Raw genomic sequence first — 20,079 nt, 5'->3', positions numbered from 1 at the left:
AGATCTTCAAAAGCTTCCCTTACACTAAATACAACCGAGAGAAAACAGGAGGGTATTTATGAAAAAAGCAGCCATTGCGACATTGCTGGGTGCGGCGCTGCTGCTAAGCGCATGCGGCCAGCAGGGGAAAGAAACCTCGGCCCCGAAGGAGGCTCCAAAGGAAGAAGCCGGACACGGCAATCACGGAGGTGGGGCGTCCGAAGCGCCGAAGAGCGCCGAGGTCGTCACGACCTTCAAGCTGACGCCGGAGAAGCCGCAGGCACGAAGCGATACCCCGCTCACGATTCAGATCACGGACAAAAACAACAAGCCGGTGGAAAACTTCGACATTACGCACGAGAAAAAGCTTCACTTGATCGTCGTCAGCAAAGACCTGTCGTTCTTCAACCACATTCATCCCGACTATAAGGGCGGAGGCCGCTTCGACATCACGACGCAGTTTCTGGGCGGCGGCGATTATAAGCTGATTGCGGACTTTGTGCCGACAGGCCAAGGAACGATGACGCAGACGCAGTGGATCAGCGTGCAGGGCGATGCGCCCGCGACCGCGGTGATCGAACCCGAGTCCGCGCTGGTCAAGACGGTGGACGGCAAGGAAGTCACGCTTGCGATCGATCATCTGATGGCGGGAATGGATGCGAATCTGACTTTCACGATTCGCGACGCCGCTTCGAAGCAGCCGGTGACGAATCTTCAGCCTTATCTCGGCGCGGTCGGACATGTGGTTATTTTGAGCGCCGATGCCGAGCAGTATCTGCACGTTCACCCGATGGAGGAGAAGGCCTCCGGGCCGGACGCCAAGTTCATGACGAACTTTCCGAAAAGCGGCGTATACAAGCTGTGGGGTCAGTTCCAGCATGAAGGCAAGGTGTTCACCGTTCCTTTTGTTGTGAAAGTGGCCAATTGAGGGGAATAGAGGGGTACGAGGGGGGGGGCTACTTCCGGTCGCTGCTCCACCCCACAAAGTGAAGTTGAATCAGGGAAGCTTAGGCCGAGTACTTTGCGGGGGCCCCGGGTCTGCAGGAAATTTTTGTTAGAAGCCGCTTAGCAGCGGATATTTCCCGCAGACAAAGGCGAACGCTATCGCTCCTCCAGTAGATACCCCACCTCCGTATGTTTCTCTATTCTTGTCAAAAACCTTTCTCAATAGCCCAAAGACCGATTCGCAGAGGCCGAATCGGTTTTGTTTTTATCGGGATGCTCTACGCGCTGTCTGTCACAGCAAAGTCGGCTTTATCGATTCACATGGGCGTCGGGAGCTTTATCCGACACCAGATGCAAGACGATATTGTGCTCAAGAAGTGCCTTCAGTCCACACAGTACGATCGTAAACCCCTCAGTCGAGCCAATCGCTTGCTTGACGATGTCATCCCCATCTCCTTGAAACCCTGTGTTCGTTACCGTCACGAACGTTTCGACCGCAACTTTAAACTAAAGTCTATTTTCAAAAAAACATGCTGATAATTATTAGCTCTGTAGAATTTATAACGTTGAACCCCACATGGGCAAAACCTTGTGTTAACAAGTCTTACACAGGGTGCTTTCTTTTCAAACTCAACAGACGGGAGATCAAGTTGGGCACACCGTGTAGACAAATTAATTGGTACCAATCTGGAGCCGGCACTTTGAGATGATATCAACTTACTTATTTTGTTCTGCTGAAATAGATCAATAAACCAGAATGTCCATAATAAGGGTTAATTTGTTTGGACAGTGATGGTAATTAATAGATATTATTATGTCGAAAGTAGTCGTTCATTCCGAAAAAAATACAAATCAAAGGTGGAAAAAGAATGAGTATTAAGTTGAAGAAATTTATGGTCTATCAGTTATTATTATTAGCTTTATTTTTCGTACCGACTTCTATTTATGCGGCAAATGAATGGGTTTTGGTCAAGGAAATGAGTTCAAAAAAGGCGGCTATCGGAACAGCTGTAGTTAGCGGTAAGATTTATGCTATTGGCGGGCAGGATTTTAATGGTATTCCAACTAATACTGTTGAAGAATATGACCCATCTACCAATACGTGGACACCTAAAAAAAGTATGTCAACGGCAAGAAGTGCTTTTGCTGTCGCAACTGTAAATAACAAAATATATGTATTTGGGGGTTATACAGGGGAGGCATGGGCCCACAATTCTGGACAAAGCCTTAATACTGTCGAAGAATACGACCCTATAAATGACACTTGGAACACCAAGAAAAACATGCCAACTGCAAGAGATTGGAATAGTGCAGTTGCTTTGAATGGGAAAATATATGTTGTCGGTGGAACAAACACATCGTCTAACATATTAGGAACAGTAGAAATGTACGATCCTGTTACGGATACTTGGCAAAGCAAAGCTGATATGAAAATAGCATTAAATGGTGTTGGGTTAACGGTATACAATGGTAAATTATATGCTATTGGTGGTGGAGGGATTGGTTCTGTCTCAAATACTGTCCAAGTGTATGATCCTAACACTAATGAATGGACCTTGAAGAAAAATATGCCGACAGCAAGAGACACGCTAGCAGTTGCTCAAATTGGCGGGAAGATTTTTGCAATTGGCGGAATTACTGACCCTGGGTATCAGCCACTTAATATTGTAGAGATGTATGATCCAATCACGGATAATTGGCAATCTGTACCCCAAATGAATGTGAAAAGGACTGGACTAGGAGCAGTAGCTCTCAATAATAGTATATACGCAATTGGTGGATCCAATGGATATGCAGTTAATAGTGTTGAGAAATACACATATTCCGATGATGGAACACCCCCGCCACAAACTAATAAAAGAGCGATTCTGGAAATTACATTAGATGAAGGTATTCAGAAAGAATACGATCTATCCATGACAGAAGTTAATTCATTCATTACTTGGTATGAAAACAAGGCAGCAGGTGTTGGTCCTGCATCGTTTGCTATTGATAAGCATGAAAATAATAAGGGACCATTTTTTAGTCGAAAAGAGTATATGATTTATAATAAGATCATCACTTTTGAAGTAAATGAGTATTAATCTCAAAGATAATATATTTAAAGAGCCGAAGCAGCTTTGTTTCGGTTCTTTAGGTATGTGGAAAAATAATAGAAAACCATGTTGAATTAATCCACGAAACAGCCTCTTGTAAGCATGAAGTCGATGGATAAAGAACGAGTGTTCTTAATTCTAGGAAAATGCTAATTTTCAACCCGGCGGGTAAAGATCCATTCGACCGTGGTATAGCCGTAAGACGCCTCCCATTCGATGAGAATGCGCCGGTTCTCCTCAATTTCTTTGACATGGACGTTGGTAGAAACGCCGTACATTTCCCAATCCCACCGGACGCTTTTGCCGGCTTCCAGCCTTCCGCTGCTTTTGGTGAACCAGAATCGCGTCGTAACCGCCGGTTCGACGAAAGCCTCGAATACCTCTTCAACCGGTTTGCGGATCAGCATTTCCGCTTTTGCAGCCGGTGCTTGACGCAGGGTTGTCATCCTACATTCTCCTTTCATCGTTTCCGTTTCTTGTACTATAGCATGTCACATCCGACACAATATTACATCGTTTGCTGTCTGTCGATATCAGGTGTCGTCGTTCTCGCCAAGCGCTAGGGGGACAATTGATCCCCGTGCACTATGGACAAAGTACCCAGCTCTTCAATACAATGAATGAAAGTAATGGGTTAATTTTACATACTGTAGGGTGCTTTCTTTTGGGAAATAGGTAATATTTGTCACGCCGAAATTTGTCAAGTGCTTTGAGTATGACAAGATGTAGAAACGACGTTTTTTCTGAAAAAATTGTTGATTCCCGAAAATTTTGACGAAAGCCGCACGTCGTTCAAGCAAGCAAACATTTCCGGACATCCTCCCCATCATTCACAAAATTGAGGACTGACGACCGAAGACGGTATCGTCGGACTCCGCGAGAGGTAGCGCCATGGCTCATCACAAGTATGTCGTCGCGTTCCGCATCGGCTTCCAAAGCTCGCTGGAATACCGCTTTAATTTTTTTCTCTCCCTGTTCAGCGCGGTATTTCCGATCGTCGTGCATTACTACATATGGACGGCGGTGTATGCGAGCGCCGGAGAGAGCGGTCTGTTCGGCTATTCCTATCGAGAGATGATCATGTATACGGTCATCGCCGCCGTCGTCTCCAAGCTGGTCATTACGAATATGGAGCACGCCATCGCCGAAGATATCAAAAGCGGCGGATTGAATAAATATATTGTCAAGCCGGTTGCGTACTTTGGCTTCCGCATCTGCTCGTTTATCGGGCAGCGCTTGCTCTATGTGGCGATTTCCCTGCTCGTCATACTGGCTCTAATCTTCGCATTGAACTCATTCTATAAGCAGCATACCGGACTTGAACGATTGCTGGCTTTTTTCCTCTCCCTGTGCCTGTCTGTCATTCTTAGCTTTTTGATCTCGTACGCCCTTTGCGCGTGCGCCTTCTGGTTGTCGGAAATCTCCTACTTTTTCGTTGTTACCAGCCTGCTGGTCAATATTATGAGTGGCGGCATGTTTCCGCTTGAAATATTCGGAGAAGGGCTGCAGCAACTGTTTCGTTACCTGCCCTTCCACTATATGATTTACTTCCCTGTCAACGTCCTGAACGGCAAAATAGCGGACGGGCTGATTTGGCAAGGCATCGCCGGACAAGGCATCTGGATCGGTCTGATGCTGATCGTCTGCCATCTGGCCTGGAAGCGCGGGATGAAACGGTACTTGGGGCTAGGAGGCTGAGCTTTTGAACTTCGTTACCGAACTGCGGCGGCATTTGCACATTCTGGCGTTATTTGCCAAAAACTCGGTCATTTCCCAGATGGAATACCGCTTTAATTTCATAACGGGCATATTCGTCGAAGCGGCGTTTCTGATGGCCAAGCTGCTGTATGCGGTCGTCGTGTACAAAACGAATGTGCAGATCAACGGGCTGTCGCCGGATACGATTCTGATGTTTATGGGAACGCATTTGTGGCTGACGGGCATTTACATGGGCTTGTTCTTTAACAATTTCCTGCGTCTCAGCGATCACGTCCGCACGGGCAGTCTCGATCTGATGATGGTCAAGCCGATTTCGCTGCAATTTCTCGTATCCTTGCGGGTTATCGAGGTCGGGATGCCGATCCCGAATATGATTGCGGGCACCGTGATGATCGCGATCGGCTGGAGCGCCGCGGGCATTCCGCTGACGCTGCTCCATGTCGCCGGATTTGTGGCTTTTCTGCTGGCCGCAACCGTCCTCACGTACTGCATTATGATCGTTCCTGCGCTGCTCTCGTTCTGGTTCGTCAATACGTCGGCCGCCAGCGAAATCTCGTACTCCGTATGGGATTCCAACAATATGCCCGCATCCATGTACAACAAGTGGATACAGCGGATAGGGACGTTTGTCGTTCCGGTGTTTTTGATTACGAACTTCGCCCCGATGTTGGTGCTCGGCAAGCTGTCCGCCGCCGAATTGGCCTGGGGCGCTTTGGCCCCGGTCGTCTGTTTCCTGCTGGTCCGCTTCCTGTGGAAGCGGGCGTTAGGCGTATACAGCAGCTCGAATTTGTAGCGGAACATTTGTTCGAAGCAGCAAATGACGAAAGGGAGGTGATGCGGTCCGGAACCAAGCGCAGACGGGAAGGCTCCGCAGATGAGGCAGTCTCAGGCTGAATCGACAGGTCCTATACCAACAATGATTCGAAAAATGGAGGAGGTTAGACGATGTCCGTACAACTTCGCAACGACACGGCTTCACCGATTTCACCGCTCTTGAGTACGTCGGCGCCCCGTTGGATTTGGCTGCAGCTTCTGGAGGCCTGTAATCTAAGGTGCAAAATGTGCTATGAATGGGGCGATAACGGCGCCTACAAGGAACGCACGATGTTAACGCAGCTGGATATTAAAGTGGTTAAGCAAATTATCGAGGATTGCAGCCCGGTCAAGCCGTATTACGATCTGTTTGGCGGAGAGCCTTTGATGTATCCGCAGATTGACGAGGTTCTGGCTGCATTAAAATATTACGGAAGCCAAGTCGCCTTCCCGACCAACGGAACGCTGCTGGAGAAGCATGCGGAGATGATTATCGAGAATGAGCCGCACCGCGTATGGGTGTCGATGGACGGTCCGGAGGAGATTAACGACCAGCAGCGCGGCAAGGGCGTGTTCAAGAGAGCGACCGCAGGCATTGAGAAGCTTCATGCGCTCCGGGAGGAGAAGGGCAAGGAGTTTCCGAAGATCGGCACGATCTTCATCATTACCCCGCTGACGTATATGCATGTGGAAGAACTGTTCTTCAAAAGCATGGATATTACGAAGCTGGACCATATCAGTTTGGAGTTTCAGTCGTTTATTACGCCGGAAGATCACGCAAATTATCGCAATATTCTGAAAGATGATTTTGATCTGGACACGAATGCGGCTGTTTCCAAGGGCTTCGTCCGCGAATTATCCGAGTTTAGCGAGATGAATGCAAAGGATATCTCCCGTCAGGTACGCAATATCGAGGAGTACTGTAAGGAGAAGGGCGTTTATTTCAACGCCTACCCGCAGAACATGACCGAGGAGACGGTCGAGCTGTATTTCAGCGGAAACAGCCACAAGCTGTCGCATGCCAAGAAGCGGTGCGAGTTCCCTTGGCTCAGCACGGAGATCAATGCGAGAGGCGACGTGACGTCCTGTCATGCCTTCTATGATTTGACTCTTGGCAACGTCAACGAGCAGCGGCTGCTCGATATTTGGAACGGACCGAAGTACAAGCAGTACCGCAATTATTTGAAAAAAAATTCATTCCCGATCTGTCAGGCTTGCTGTCTCAACTTCAAGACGAAGACGGAAAAATAAAGGAAGCACGAGGTTGTGCCCATGAGAAAGAAACGAATCGGCGTGCTCGGCTGCGCTCACATCCTCGACCGGGCGCTGTTCACGCCCCTCAAAAGTCTCGAACATCTCAGCGTTCACGCCATTGCGAGCAGGACGAAGCCCAAAGCCGAGTCCTATGCGGACAAATACGGCATTCCGCACGCGTTCGGCAGCTATGAGGAGCTGCTGGCCTGCGGGGAGGTTGACTTCGTCTATATCGCGCTCAGCAACGAGCTGCATACGGAATGGACGCTTCGAGCGCTGCAAGCCGGGAAGCCGGTGCTGGTGGAGAAGCCGATCTGTCTGAACACGGAGGAGCTTCGGCGGCTGATGGACGCGCAGGCGGCGTCCGGCTTGCCCGTGCTGGAAGGCCTGATGGTACAGCACCATCCTTGGCAGAGCAAGATCAAGCGGATGGTCGGCGAGAACGCTTACGGCCGCCTCTTGCAGGTGCGATCGCAAATTTCGGTTCCGTTTCAGGACCCGGAGCGGCAAAACTACCGCAGCTTCCCGGAACGCGGCGGTGGTGCCTTCTACGATTTCGGCTGCTATTGGCTGCAATTCCTTCAAGCGGTACTGGGGCTGGAGACGTTGGGCTGCGATGCGGAGTCGGATTTTGCGGGGCCGGGCGGCTGCGATTGGACGTTTCGTGCGGCGCTGGAGTACGCGGACGAGGTGCGCGCCGAGCTTGTCGCCTCCTTCGAGCTGCCGGGTATTTCCAGGCATACGCTCGAATTTGAACGTGCCGTTGTGACCGTGGACGATTTTTTCCGCGCGAGCATGGGAACGTACCGTATTGCCATTCGCATTCAAGATAAGCAGACCGGGTCGGTGGAGAAGCTGGCCTTTGAGCCGCAAAATTACTTCGCGAATCAATTGGCGTTTTTCAGCGAGGTGCTGGACGGGACAAAAGACAATGTGCCGATCGCTCAATCGTACGAGCGCATGGCGATGCATGAGCGGCTGCTGGCGCTGGCGAGGGCGAAGCTGCCCGGATATCCGATGGTCTCAGGCTAGCCACTAACTTAAATGAGGAGGAGTTTCTTATGATTCTGCAAACCGTGATCAAAATTTTGAGCGAAATCAAGGAGTCTCCGGAGCTGCTGTCCACGTTAAAGCCGGAGACGGATATCATTAACGAGGTCGGACTCGATTCGCTGCAAATGATCAATTTCGTGCTGGCCATCGAAGATGCTTTCGATGTGGAAATCGACTTTGATAATTTCGACATCGATCACTTGAGCTCCGTCCAAGCTTTTGTGACTTTCCTGGAAAAGGAGCGGGCGGCGGTCGCAAACAGCACAGGCGGCCAGGCAGCAGAGCAGCCGATCTAGTATCGAACATGAAAAAACATTCACCGAAGGATAGGAGGGGTGTCCATGCAACCGCAAACAAAGGTCACCTTTGACCAGAGCACGTTTCAAAATATGAAGCGGACGATCCGCAACATGTCCGTGACAAGCAAAGCGCTAAGGCACGATCCGACGTTCGCGCTGGATATTCCCGAGGATATCGGCATCAAGCTGAACAACGGCTGCAATCTGCGCTGCAAGCACTGCTTCGAATGGGCTAGCGATGGTTTCCATCATGATATGGCGAAGGAAATAAAGAATCAGGAGATTGAGTTTTCCATGCTCGAACGTCTGCTGGAGCAAACGCGCCAGCGGAAATCCCGGTTGTTCCTTTGGGGCGGCGAGCCTCTGTATTACAGCAAGTTTGACGAATTGGCCGACTTGCTGGAACGCGATCCCCGTAATACGACCATCTGTACCAATGCACTGCTCGTGGAGCAGAAGCTGGATTCCGTGCTGAAAATATCGAAGGATATGACGCTGCTCATCAGCTTGGACGGCTTTGAAGCGGAGAACGACGCCATTCGCGGGAAGGGCACGTACAAGAAAGTCGTCCAAACGGTGAAGCTGCTGCTTGACCTGCAGCGAACCGGCGAGTATCAAGGCCGGATCTCGATCAGTTTGACCATTAGCGATTCCATGGTCACGAAGCTGTACGATTTCATGGCATACTTCGAGGAGCTCGGCGTCGACACGGTCTACTTCGTGTTTCCGTGGTACATCCCAAGCGAGATTGCCATGAAGATGGACGACTACTATGCGCAGTACTTCCCATGGCTGGAAGCGGCGCAGCAGCAGCAGCGGTACAGCTGGCATTCCTTCTCCTTCCGCGTCTCGGAATCGAATATCGAGCCGCTTACCGCCGAGATCGACCGGATCAACGAGCGGGTGTGGAGCAGCCGAATCCGGTTTCAGCCGGCGCTGGAGCGGGATGAGATCAGAGACTTTATTCTTGGCTCCGAGAAGCCGGCGATGAAGCGGGAGCAATGCCTGGCCATTGCCAACCGGGTGGATGTGATGCCGGATGGGAAGGTCAACCCGTGCAAGTTTTTCCCTGAGTTTACGCTCGGCGACTTGAACGGGGCAGACTTGAAGGACGTGTATCATGGCGAAAATTTCCGGCGGCACCGGGAGACGCTCGGCCTCGGCTTGACGCCGATCTGCTCGCGATGCGTGCTGCTCTATAACTACGGCCGATAAATGCCGCAAGCTAGCGGCGACAGGAGAGAAGGCGGATGATGCAAGGACGGTTCCATATGGACGGTCTCTCCGTCTACCGGCCCGAACTGACCGTACCGATTGCCGACGTCATCAGGGATGCGGAGCAGTGCGGTTACCCCTTCAAGGAGGATGAAGCGCATTACCGGAAGATGGGGTTCGAGACGGTCTCGGTCGAGAGACGCCTGTCGCTGGAGGAGATGGCGGAGCGGGCGCTGGAGCCGATAGCGGAACGCTGCGTGCGGGAAGGCATCGTGCTTGGGGAGATCTGGTTCGCGCATACGTCGAAGGTAGCCTGGCACGAGTGCAACCTGTTCAAGACGATACTGCGGCGCTGGCGGTGGGAGGATGTTCCCTTGTATCCGGTCGAGGAGCATTCCTGCTCGACGTTCCATTGGGTGCTGCGCATGGCTGGTCCTCCATTCGCCAGCGATCCGCACAAAGCGGTGCTGTTTGTGACCGCCGATTTGGGCATCCATCCGTTCTACTATATCGACGACTTCATGATCTGCGGAGATAGCGCCAGCGCCTGTTTGTTCCGGCGGGAGCACGGCGATCATCGGACGCTTGTCGTGAAGTACAAAGCGGCAGGCACGGTTTACGACGACGATCCGTCGCGGATACGGCAGTTCCATGCGATGTACTACTTGGGTATTCGCAAGATCATGCTGGAGACGCTTGGCGAAGCCGGGTTCGCCCTTTCCGACATTCGTCTCGTCGTGTGCGGCAATATTAACCGGCAGGCTTGGGAGACGGTAGCCGGCGCGCTGCGGGTTCCGAGGGAATTATTTTTCTACGCCACCATGCGGGAAACCGGGCATATTGCCAATTCGGACATCCCTTCCAATCTTCAGCATGCGGTATCCAGCGGAGCGCTGCGGCCGGGAGATTATTATTTGACGGTGACCGTAAGCATGGCCGGTACGTTCGGCTGTGCCCTGCACCAATATGTGCCGGTGAACGGGGAGAGGGGAAGGCATGAGCGCTCATAATCTTGCAGGCGGCACCAAGAAGCTGTGTATCGGCGGGCTTCGGTGCATCGTACCCGCAGCGGAACGCTCTTGGGAGGCCTACTGTAAGCATGCCGGACAGCCGTGGGAGGACAGTCCGCCCAAATGGTTGTTCGAGCATGCCGGCATGTCTTCATCATGGCCGCCCATGGAGCTGGGGCCGTCAGCTTCTTCGCTTCCCGCGATCCGGATTCCGGTGTTCGATAAGCATCCCGTCGAATACGTGCGCGAGGAAGGGAACCGCCGCTTCGGGGCGGACCGGAAGTTCGATCTGATCTGCTACTGCCACGAGACCGTGCAGCGTCCGCTGACCATCGCGCCGGGCATGATGCTCGCCAGCGCGTTGGGTCAGCGCCAGGTGCTGCCTCTCACGCTTGGACAGTCGGGAAGCCTGGCTTGCCTTAGGGCGCTTCACTGGAGCAGGCGTATGCTGGAGCATGGGGAAGGGGCGGACGGCTTGCTCTGCATTGCGGATCGAACGGATTATCCGTTCAGCCGTTCGTCCTGGACAGGCTCGATCAAAGGCGATGCGGCGGTGTTCTGTACAGTAAACGCCCAAGCCGGCGATTACGAGGTAGTGGATAACCGCATCGAGCCTCTCTTTCCCGAGGGCCCGATGCATGCGTGGACGACGGCCGATTACGAGCGGACGACGCTGGCGCTCGCCCGGCATGCGGAGCAAGCGCTGCGGGAGCTGGAGGCGGCGGGGAACGTACCCGATCGGCTGGTGATTCAGAACGTGTCCGATTCTTTCGTGACGGCTGTCGGCGAGGCCGGGGAACGCTGCGGGATTCCTGTCTATGTAAGGCAAACGAGGAAAGCAATAAATTTTTTGGGCAGCGATCCGTTCCTCACTTTGCAGGAAGCGGTATCGAAAGGCCAGCTTCGGGAGGGACAGTCGGTCCTGCTCCTGTTTGCCAGCGCCGACTACGGCATCGGGCTGCTGACGCTGCGCAGCGCAGGCGGCTAACCTCCCAAGTTGAATACGCAATATTGCAAAAGATCGCCTTCCCTGTGAAGTGCGGTCTTTTTGCAATGGAAGGTCATTTTGGAAATGCCGGGAAGGTTTGAAGGGACTGCGCATCCATTATTTTCAAATGTTGGTTTTTGTGATATTATTTACTTACCGATAGGTAAGTAAGGGGTGCAGTGTTTGTATCAAACTGCCATCTCCGGAACAAGTCAGGAGGTCTTAGCTTATGAACATTTCTCGGTCATCGTACCAAAAACCGACCGCAGTCGGCTTTTCCTCCGCTGTCCGTATTCTGCTCTTTGTGGGCTGCTCCGCCCTCGGTATTGCACTCGGGTATTTCATTCCGCTGATCGCCAAGTGGGCTTTGACCTTGCCTTGGGTACCGTTTCAAGGGCCGCTTAAGCTAATCACGGCTTTCTCCGGGGTGTGGGTGACCATCGTCACTTCGGTTCTTGGTCTGCTCGCCGGCCTTTGGTTCGCCGAGGAAGTGATCAAAGATACGCTGCATGTGGTCGTCTCCGGTGAAACGATCCGGTTGGAAAAAGACGGAACCGTCCAAAAGTTCATGCGAGAAACGATCGGCAGCGTCTTTCTTGACGGCAAGCAGCTTGTAATCCTTGGAAATAACGGCGAGGAACATGCCCGCGAGACCTATGATTGGGCGAGCGAGCGTATCGCCGGCGCTTTGACGGAGCACGGGTATCCTTGGTCGCCGGGCGGCGACCCGTACCAGGATCAGTTCCGCCGCTGGGTACTCGATACCCCTGATTTGCCGCCTGCGGTCAACGCGCTGTTGAAGGCGCGCGAAGTTGCGCTTCAGAAGAAGGAAAGGGGCGAAGCCAAAGAACTGCGCCGCGAGGTAAGCAAGCTCGGCTTCGTCGTCAAGGACGAAGAGACGCGTCAATATTGGCGGGCGCAGACAACCGGGCAGTGAAAGGGTGAAAAACGTCCTCCCATCGATTCAATAGCGAACAAGTGGAGGCTGCCTCCCCTCCGTCAAAACGCTCCGCTGTGCTCCAAACCAAATAAAAAATCCCCCGGCAATTCGCAAAGGATACCTGACAAAGAAGGCAACGACGGCGTCTTGTTCCTGGCAGCGCATACTTCTCCAATTGTTATCTTTATTTAGAGTAAAACATTAAAGTACGTATTATAAACTTTTTTGAATTGATATTGCGTTAAACCAGGGGTATGTCGGATTTACCTTGGCATTTGCATAAATGTTATACAATTAAACTAGAAACGGAAAGGAGGACATTTTATTGGAAAGTGGTAATCTTGCTTCCACGCCGCTCGGCGAAATCATTACTTTCGGAACTTATCCGCAGATGGCGGACGGCGGAGACAGAACGCCGATAAAGTGGCGGGTGCTGCGAAATTCAGGTAGAGAGCTATTCATTTTGAGCGAATACATTTTGGACTGCAGACGGTATCACGGCGAGTGCGTGGATATTACGTGGCGTGACTGTGATTTGCGCGAGTGGCTGAACAATGAATTCTATAACACCGCATTCCATGCTGCCGAAAAGCGATTTATTAAGACGACATGTCGCACGGACAACGGAGAAGGCAGCCCGGATACGGAGGACAAGGTTTTTTTGCTTAGCGTTACCGAGATAAAGGATTTATCTGATATACACGGCAAGGATTTACGGCGCGCCGTTGGAACGGACTTTGCCAAAACGAAAAAAACCGATGGATGCAGCTTATATGTATATGATAAAACGAATAAAGATAACTATATCATCAAAAATGGCGAAGAAGTTGGCTGTTCCTGGTGGTGGCTGCGAACACAAGGAAACAAGCCTTCGCGTGCGTTTTTCGTCGGTCCAAGCTGTAGTATTCGCAGCTATGCGGATGTCAGTCTCGCCCGTGATGGCGTGCGTCCCGCTTTAAACATTATTCTTCAATGATAAAATGGAATGATTTGCTCTAAACTAGCGGAGTACGATAGTTCAATGGATAGTCCGCTGTTGGAGGAAGCGCCGGGCCGTAAGAGATCTCCCGTTGGGGAAATTTGCCCCAAGGAAGCTGAGCATATACAAAAGACTTACAGAAATTTACTTGGAAGGAGAGGCATAATAGGAAGAAGCTGCTCGATAAGCTCTAACCGTATGTTCACGTGCACTTCGTTTCTTATCTTGCACGCGGACCGCCTCCTGCCGACATTTTGAACGGCGTTATCATCTATTAGAATGCGGAGGTTGGTTAAACGATGAGAAACGAACAAGAGGTACTGGCGCAGCTCCTGCAGCTTGCCGAAGGGGACGAGCGCATTCGATGCGTCGTCATGAACGGTTCGCGGGTCAATCCTAACGCCCCGGTCGATTTTATGCAGGATTACGATATTGACTTTTATATGACGAATCTGGGGGACCATCCCTACAATTCGGACCGAAGCTACGACTATCCGGCGGACGAGGAACGCAATGTAACGAAGTATGTGGAAAAAGTCAGACGCCTGCCCCGGGATGCGCAGTCTTTGGACGGGTAATGCAGGATTTCGGACATAAAAAGGGATATCAGCAAAAAACCGCTGTTTACGGCGGTTTTTTGCTGATTTTATACAATAAATAATGTCCTTATCCGGCCGCTATTCCCGGGATTATTTCAAGTTGCGGGTGATTTCCGTAAAGATGACGCCAAGCGCGTAGGCGCCTGCATCCGGATAGCCCAGGCTGCGTTCGCCGACAGTGCCGGCCCGCCCCATTCGGGCGACGATTTGTTTCGTTTTTTCGGCGCCTTTCACCGCAGCTTGCGCCGCCTTTTCAAAAGCGATTTTAAAGTCGTCGCCTGCTGCAGCGCTTGCTGTGAATGTATCTGTGAATGGTACCAGCGCGTCAATCAGCGTTTTGTCGCCAACGACGGCGCCTCTGCCGAAGGAACGCTCCCCAGTTGCCTGAATGCCTTTGACTGCGGCTTGCAGCATTTCCGCATATTCCGCAACAGTCAGTGCCGCTTTATCTGCCGCCGCTTTGCCGGCAGCGCGGAACGCCGAGCCCCAAATCGGTCCGGAAGCGCCGCCGCAATATTCCATAATGACCATCGAGCACGCGTCCAGGAAAGAACCGATCGTTAAAGGCTCTTGGGCCAAAATCGCGCTCCATTCCCGCTTTAGCTGCTTGAATCCTTTGGAGACGCTCATCCCGAAATCGCCGTCCCCCGCGTGCGAGTCGAGTTCGCAGAACGGAACTTCATTATCGATAATGATTTCGCTCATTTTATCGACGATGTAGATCATGTTGTGAAGCGTCAGCACGCCGCCTTGAACCGCCGCGTAATGTTCCGGCGTTTCCGTTTTGAAGGAAACCGATCGATCGTCGTCGGCTTCCGCGATGTCCGCATACTCGACTTGCGGTACCGGACCGTCTACCCGGAATGCAGGCGCATGACATTCTTTCGATAAGAGCGTTTTCAGTTCGTCATCGAGCTTCAAGACCGTCAGCGAAATGCCCGCCATATCGATGCTCGTCATATAGTTGCCGACAAACGTGCGGCAAATCCGGATGTTCCGGCCTGCGAGCTCGCGAACCGCCGCGTTGTTAAACAAGTACAACTCCTGCAATGGGGTCGCACCGAAGCCGTTGACGAGCACGGCAACTTCCGCGTTGGCCCCGTCTCGGATGCCCAAATCTTTTAACAGCTCGGTCGTCATCCGCTTCGCCAGTTCGTCCGCACTGACGATTTTTTCCCGCCGCTGGCCCGGTTCGCCATGAATGCCCACGCCGTATTCCATTTCATCTTCACCGAGTTTGAACGTCGGCGACCCGTGTGCAGGAACGGTGCATGAAGTGAGCGCCACGCCAATGCTGCGCACGTGATGCGCCGCTTTCTCCGCGACCGCTTTCACTTGCATTAAATCGCGGCCTTCTTTCGCAGCAGCTCCGGCAATTTTATGGACGAGCACCGTTCCGGCAACGCCGCGGCGTCCGACCGTGTACAAGCTGTCTTCAACGGCAATGTCGTCGTCGACGCGCACATATTCGACTTGGATGCCGTCTTCTGCGGCCAGTTGAGCGGCGTTTTTGAAGTTCATGACGTCGCCGCTGTAGTTTTTGATAATCAGTAGCGTCCCTTTTTGGCTCGCTGTCGCTTTAATGGCTTGGTACACCTGAATTTGGGACGGAGATGCAAACACATCGCCGCATACGGCCGCATCCAGCATCCCTTTGCCGACAAATCCGGCGTGAGCCGGTTCGTGCCCGCTGCCGCCGCCGCTGATCAAGGTGACTTTGTTTTCGTTAATTTCTTTTTTCTTGATCACCTTATATTTCTTGATAAACTCCAGCTCCGGATGGGCCATGACGAGTCCGTTGCACATTTCCGCGACGAGCGTCTCCGGTTTGTTCATGATCTTTTTCACTTTGCCCTACCTCCCGCGATCCATAAATTCCAAATCGTTTGATTAATCCCTATGATAGAATGAAAACGTTTTATCGTAAACGGACAAAAACGGCAAACTGTCAAACAACGCTTGCTTCAATAATCATGATGATTTTGTTAAGATTAACAGTAAACCTAGGGCTGGGAAGATGATCATGACCAATTCGCTCATTACCAAAAAGATCATAGCGAGTTCCTTAAAAAAACGGATGGAAACCCAATCGTTCCACGAAATTTCCGTAAGCGATATCATGCAGTCTTGCCAGATGCGCAGGCAAACGTTTTACTATCATTTTGTGGACAAGTATGAGCTCTTGGGCTGGATTTACAAAGAAGAAACGAAGGAAAACATCGAGGACTTTTTGGATTATGAGAAGTGGGAGAACATTTTCGACTTGTTGATGGACTATTTTTACGAGAATCAGCGGTTTTACCGCAGGGCGTTTAAAGTAACCGATCAAAATTCGTTTAACCAGTATTTATTTGAACATACGAAAAATTTATATATTAAAATCATCGATGAACGGTTGACGGACAAGCCGATCCATATCTCCGAGGCGAACAAAAATATGGTGGCGTCGTTTTACAGTCACGGGTTTGTCGGGACGATCAAAGATTGGATTGAACACCATTGCTCCATTCAACCTTCGGTGTTGTCTTCGCTCATCAAAGAGATGATCCGTAACCAACTGTTGCTGCTCGAGCAGACTGGAAACAAACCAGAGTAAGGTGGAGAAACAAATGACGAAAATCATCAACGATGTTCAAAATATCGTCCGTAATATGCTGCACGGATTCTATTTTGAGCATAAAGACCGGGTGTCCTATAACGAGAAATATAATTTGATATTCCGTCAAGACCTTGCGGACATGGGCCAGCAAGTCGTGCTCATCAGCGGGGGAGGAAGCGGCCATGAGCCGGCGGATTTCGGCTATGTGGGCGACGGCATGCTTTCCGTTGCGGTTGTGGGTGAAATTTTCGTGCCGCCGACGCCGGAGCAAGTGTTGGAGGCGATCCGCCTCGTGGACAGGAGCAGAAGCGTGCTGCTCATCGTTAAAAACTTTACCGCGGACGTCGGCAATTTTTTGACGGCGGAAGCTTTGGCGAAAGAAGAAGGGCGAATGGTCGACCATGTGATCGTTAACGACGATGTATCGATCGAAGATGACGTGACGTACAACAAAAGAAGAAGGGGCGTCGCCGGTACCGTTTTGGTCCATAAAATATTGGGGGCGGCCGCGCGGGAAGGCTACACGCTGGAGCAACTGAAGGAACTCGGCGAGCAAGTGATCGGCAGGCTGCACACACTAGGCGTGGCGCTGTCGCCGGCGAACGATCCGACGAAGGATGAACCGTCGTTTACACTGCAAAAAAACGAAGCGTATTACGGCGTCGGTATCCACGGGGAGAAAGGGTACCGCAAAGAGGTGTTTTCTTCTTCGGAAAAGCTCGCGGTCGAGCTGTTCAATAAGCTGAAAAGCGTATACCGTTGGAGAAGGCAAGACCCTTTTGCGATATTGGTTAACGGTTTAGGAGCGACCCCGCTGGTCGAACAGTATGCGTTTGCCAATGACATTCGCCGCTTGTGTGAACTGGAAAACTTGGATGTCCGGTTCGTCAAAATCGGCACGCATTTGACTTCGCTTGATATGGAAGGAATTTCGCTCAGTTTTCTTAAGATCGAAGATCCGAAGTGGGAAGCGTGGCTGAAAGCGGACGTTGAAGTAGCGAAATGGTAGGATGGCAAAATCATAAGAATGAGCCCCTGGTCTTGAAGCCAAGGGCCACCAAATATTTACCTAGATTTTCCACGAACTGCATAGGTCATAATAAGGTATTCCCGTGAGAAATTTGTTCCACATTCCGGTCAAGCCACTCGCGGATCGCCGCACTCGGAGGCTCGGCGACTGCGTTTTGCAGGAAGATCATGCACATATCGCAGCGGCGTCTTTCCACGAACAGCGGCAGCTGCTTCAGCCAGTGGCTGCTTAGCTCGTGCTCCCGCCGGTATCCGTTCATAAAGCTGTCCAGAAACCGGTTGGCGAATTCGGACACGCGCTTCGGGTCGGCTTCGGGCCGGCCCCAATCCCCCAGTACCGAGGCATAATAAACGGCCATGGCGATATCCTGCACGAAAAAGTCGTACCCGCAATCGTCGAAGTCGAACGCCGTGATCGTTTCCCCATGCACAAAAAAGTTTTTGTGATGCAAATCCCGGTGACATAAGCCGAAGCCGTCCTGTTCCGGCTCTAGCGCGTTGATGCGCGCCTCCACCTCGGCGTACCGGCCATGGGCCAAGGCAATGTCAGGATGGGACAAATAAGCCGGGTCCAAGGTCAAAATATCTTTGTCCGGCCTGCGGGTCATGTCCGCAGGGACGGTGTATGACCGGGCGAGCTTGTGCATGCGCCCCGTAATTTCGCCCCAGCCTTCGAAGAGGCGGGGACCCCAAGCCGGATGCCCGGCCTGGACGAGACCGCCCGGCGCTTGCTCGAAACAGGCGAGTGTGAAGTAGCCGTCTTCCGCTTCCACCGTTTCCGTCCGTCCGCCGGAGTAAGACGGCACTGGCCTCGCTGCCCGTACGCCGCCCTCCGCGAGATAGCCCGCGAAGTGCAGCTCCGACTCGATCAGCTCCCGCGAGCGGTGCGAGCTGTGGGTCACGCGCAGAATCAGGTCCCGGCCATCGCGCCGGAAGCCGTATATGAGATTTTCAAAGCCTCCCACATGGCTCACCGTCTCCGGAGCCACCCCGTAGGCGCGGGCCGCTTGGTTTAACAAATCTTGAGTAAAGCGCTGATGCCAGCTTGTCAATCTAGTCTCTCCTTCCGAACCGGAGCTGTTGTATGGACTGTCCGCTCCGTATCTGTCAAGCATAACATCTTTATCCAAGCCTTGGAAAGGGAATCGTTGAAAAAAAGAGATTCAAATCATTGATAGAATCGGTTACTCTTAAAATATGGTATAAATGCTGCATGAATCCGGAGGACGGATGGCCGATGTCGGTTTTATTATATGAATGGAAGATGCAGTTTCTCGGGTACAGCCGGAATCTCCGGTTGTTTCTTTGCTTTAATTTCGTATGGAATTTGGGGCTGGGGATGTTCGGGCTCGTCTATAATCTATATGTTAAAGCACTCGGCTACGATCAGACGATGGTCGGGCACATTGTGGGAATGGCGGCTATGGCCGCAGCGATCGTGCTGGTGCCGGCCGGAATCATGAACGACAGGTTCGGTCCGAAGCGGCTTGTGACGACGGGAGGATTTTTGGTTGTAGCCGCTCTTACGGCCCGCTCGCTGATCGATGGCGAGCAGGGGCTGCTCGTCTCCGCATTTCTGGGCGGAATGACGCTGGCGGTCGTGTCCGCGACCGTCATTCCGTTCATGGCGAACCATTCCACCCCGTCGCAGCGGGTGCATCTGTTCAGTTTAAACTTGGCTCTCGTCATGTTTGCAAGCGTTATCGGCAACGTGTTCGGCGGGATTCTCACCGACACGCTTCAGTTCGCCTTCGGTCTGGACGGCGTCCTGAGCTTGCGTCTGACCTTGCTGACGGGCGTCGGCATAGCGGCGCTCGGGCTGATTCCCGTCCTGATGCTGAAGGGGGGCCGGGAGGAACCGCTGTCCGGCGGGAAGCTGTCGTGGCGGCATGCCGTGCAGCATCACAAAGCGTCGCTTCAAGTGATCGGCCTCTTCGTTATGCTCGGGCTGATGACCTCGACGGCCGGAGGCATGGTGGTGCCGTACTTGAACGTCTATTTCGAAGACCGCTTCGGCGCCTCGAAGTCGGTGATCGGCGTCATCGTCTCCTTGGGACAGGGCGCGACCGCGCTTGCGTACTTGATCGGTCCGGTCATCGCCCGGCGGCTCGGGGAAGCGAAGGCGGTTATCGTGCTTCAGCTGTGCTCGATCCCGTTTCTGCTGATTACGGCGTTTTCGACCAACCTGATGATTGCGAGCGGAGGGTATTTGTTCCGGCAGGCTCTGATGAATGCGGCCAATCCGTTCTACAACACGATCAAGATGAAATACGTCGACCGCTCGCTGCGCGGACTTGCCTCCAGCTCCGGAGAAGCGGTGTTCAATCTGGGCTGGTTTCTGGCCTCGCCGGTCAGCACCGGACTTGTCGCTCAATACGGCAGCTACTACGGATACGTTTACGCGTTCAGCATTACGGCGGTGGTGTATACGGTCGTTTCGGTGTTGTTCTACGTCTTTTTCGGCAAAAGCCGGTTCAAGCCCGTGGAAGCGGAAGAGACGGCTGCTTAAGCGTTAGAACTTTTCACTGTCCTAACTGCGGGTACTATACAGCGGCTCATCCA

At 52.3% G+C, this 20,079-nt stretch carries 18 protein-coding genes and 2 pseudogenes; 16 read left to right on the top strand and 4 right to left on the bottom strand.

Annotated features, from left to right (window positions below):
• Positions 1-58 precede the first annotated feature (58 nt).
• A complete protein-coding gene (locus tag QMG93_RS00610; protein ID WP_281932964.1) occupies positions 59-907 on the top strand; it encodes a hypothetical protein in 849 nt (282 codons plus the stop codon).
• Between the two features lie 326 nt (positions 908-1,233).
• Here the strand turns inward: QMG93_RS00610 and QMG93_RS00605 are convergent.
• Positions 1,234-1,416: pseudogene (locus tag QMG93_RS00605) on the bottom strand (polyketide cyclase); the annotation flags it as partial.
• 377 nt (positions 1,417-1,793) lie between these two features.
• Here QMG93_RS00605 and QMG93_RS00600 point away from each other — a divergent pair.
• Positions 1,794-3,008, top strand: coding sequence for a Kelch repeat-containing protein (locus QMG93_RS00600; protein WP_281932963.1), 1,215 nt, complete (start codon positions 1,794-1,796; stop codon positions 3,006-3,008).
• A gap of 164 nt (positions 3,009-3,172) precedes the next feature.
• Here the strand turns inward: QMG93_RS00600 and QMG93_RS00595 are convergent.
• Positions 3,173-3,466, bottom strand: a pseudogene (locus QMG93_RS00595) (SRPBCC domain-containing protein); the annotation flags it as partial.
• A gap of 445 nt (positions 3,467-3,911) precedes the next feature.
• Between QMG93_RS00595 and QMG93_RS00590 the strand changes: the two are divergent.
• From QMG93_RS00590 to QMG93_RS00540, 11 genes are all read left to right on the top strand, one after another.
• Positions 3,912-4,718, top strand: a complete 807-nt coding sequence (locus QMG93_RS00590) for an ABC transporter permease (RefSeq protein ID WP_281932962.1) — start codon at positions 3,912-3,914, stop codon at positions 4,716-4,718.
• Positions 4,719-4,722: 4 nt separating this feature from the next.
• Entirely contained in the window at positions 4,723-5,532 is an 810-nt protein-coding gene (locus tag QMG93_RS00585; RefSeq protein WP_281932961.1) for an ABC transporter permease, read from the top strand.
• 152 nt (positions 5,533-5,684) lie between these two features.
• Positions 5,685-6,803, top strand: a complete 1,119-nt coding sequence (locus QMG93_RS00580) for a radical SAM/SPASM domain-containing protein (RefSeq protein ID WP_281932960.1) — start codon at positions 5,685-5,687, stop codon at positions 6,801-6,803.
• A gap of 21 nt (positions 6,804-6,824) precedes the next feature.
• Positions 6,825-7,838, top strand: a complete 1,014-nt coding sequence (locus tag QMG93_RS00575; RefSeq protein WP_281932959.1) for a Gfo/Idh/MocA family protein — start codon at positions 6,825-6,827, stop codon at positions 7,836-7,838.
• A gap of 29 nt (positions 7,839-7,867) precedes the next feature.
• Positions 7,868-8,155, top strand: a complete 288-nt coding sequence (locus QMG93_RS00570) for an acyl carrier protein (protein ID WP_309299641.1) — start codon at positions 7,868-7,870, stop codon at positions 8,153-8,155.
• 45 nt (positions 8,156-8,200) lie between these two features.
• On the top strand, positions 8,201-9,373 hold the full coding sequence (locus QMG93_RS00565; RefSeq protein ID WP_281932958.1) for a radical SAM protein: 1,173 nt from the start codon (positions 8,201-8,203) through the stop codon (positions 9,371-9,373).
• 35 nt (positions 9,374-9,408) lie between these two features.
• On the top strand, positions 9,409-10,383 hold the full coding sequence (locus tag QMG93_RS00560; protein ID WP_281932957.1) for a 3-oxoacyl-[acyl-carrier-protein] synthase III C-terminal domain-containing protein: 975 nt from the start codon (positions 9,409-9,411) through the stop codon (positions 10,381-10,383).
• Positions 10,370-11,371, top strand: coding sequence for a hypothetical protein (locus QMG93_RS00555; RefSeq protein WP_281932956.1), 1,002 nt, complete (start codon positions 10,370-10,372; stop codon positions 11,369-11,371). Before QMG93_RS00560 ends, QMG93_RS00555 begins: the two co-directional genes overlap by 14 nt.
• Positions 11,372-11,600: 229 nt before the next feature.
• Positions 11,601-12,308, top strand: coding sequence for a DUF308 domain-containing protein (locus QMG93_RS00550; protein ID WP_281932955.1), 708 nt, complete (start codon positions 11,601-11,603; stop codon positions 12,306-12,308).
• Positions 12,309-12,636: 328 nt separating this feature from the next.
• The gene (locus tag QMG93_RS00545; protein ID WP_281932954.1) at positions 12,637-13,287 is read left to right on the top strand and encodes a DUF6273 domain-containing protein; all 651 of its coding nucleotides are present in this window, start codon (positions 12,637-12,639) and stop codon (positions 13,285-13,287) included.
• Positions 13,288-13,589: 302 nt separating this feature from the next.
• On the top strand, positions 13,590-13,868 hold the full coding sequence (locus tag QMG93_RS00540; protein WP_281932953.1) for an aminoglycoside 6-adenylyltransferase: 279 nt from the start codon (positions 13,590-13,592) through the stop codon (positions 13,866-13,868).
• Between the two features lie 111 nt (positions 13,869-13,979).
• On the opposite strand, the gene dhaK is transcribed toward QMG93_RS00540, so the two are convergent.
• Positions 13,980-15,737, bottom strand: coding sequence for a dihydroxyacetone kinase subunit DhaK (gene dhaK, locus QMG93_RS00535; protein ID WP_281932952.1), 1,758 nt, complete (start codon positions 15,735-15,737; stop codon positions 13,980-13,982).
• A gap of 175 nt (positions 15,738-15,912) precedes the next feature.
• On the opposite strand from dhaK, the gene dhaS reads away from it, so the two are divergent.
• On the top strand, positions 15,913-16,485 hold the full coding sequence (dhaS, locus tag QMG93_RS00530; RefSeq protein WP_281932951.1) for a dihydroxyacetone kinase transcriptional activator DhaS: 573 nt from the start codon (positions 15,913-15,915) through the stop codon (positions 16,483-16,485).
• A 13-nt stretch (positions 16,486-16,498) separates the two neighbouring features.
• A complete protein-coding gene (gene dhaQ, locus QMG93_RS00525; RefSeq protein ID WP_281932950.1) occupies positions 16,499-17,497 on the top strand; it encodes a DhaKLM operon coactivator DhaQ in 999 nt (332 codons plus the stop codon).
• A gap of 85 nt (positions 17,498-17,582) precedes the next feature.
• Here dhaQ and QMG93_RS00520 read toward each other — a convergent pair whose 3' ends face one another.
• Positions 17,583-18,569, bottom strand: coding sequence for a phosphotransferase enzyme family protein (locus QMG93_RS00520; protein ID WP_281932949.1), 987 nt, complete (start codon positions 18,567-18,569; stop codon positions 17,583-17,585).
• A gap of 185 nt (positions 18,570-18,754) precedes the next feature.
• Here QMG93_RS00520 and QMG93_RS00515 point away from each other — a divergent pair, with 185 nt between their 5' ends.
• Complete coding sequence (locus tag QMG93_RS00515) at positions 18,755-20,026, top strand: MFS transporter (protein WP_281932948.1); 1,272 nt, start codon at positions 18,755-18,757, stop codon at positions 20,024-20,026.
• Positions 20,027-20,079: the final 53 nt, after the last annotated feature.

The sequence above is a fragment of the Paenibacillus tyrphae genome (genome assembly GCF_027925525.1).
GTDB lineage: Bacteria > Bacillota > Bacilli > Paenibacillales > NBRC-103111 > Paenibacillus_G > Paenibacillus_G tyrfis_B.
Note: the sequence above shows the minus strand (reverse complement) of the source record. Positions and strands in the feature narration are given on the sequence as shown.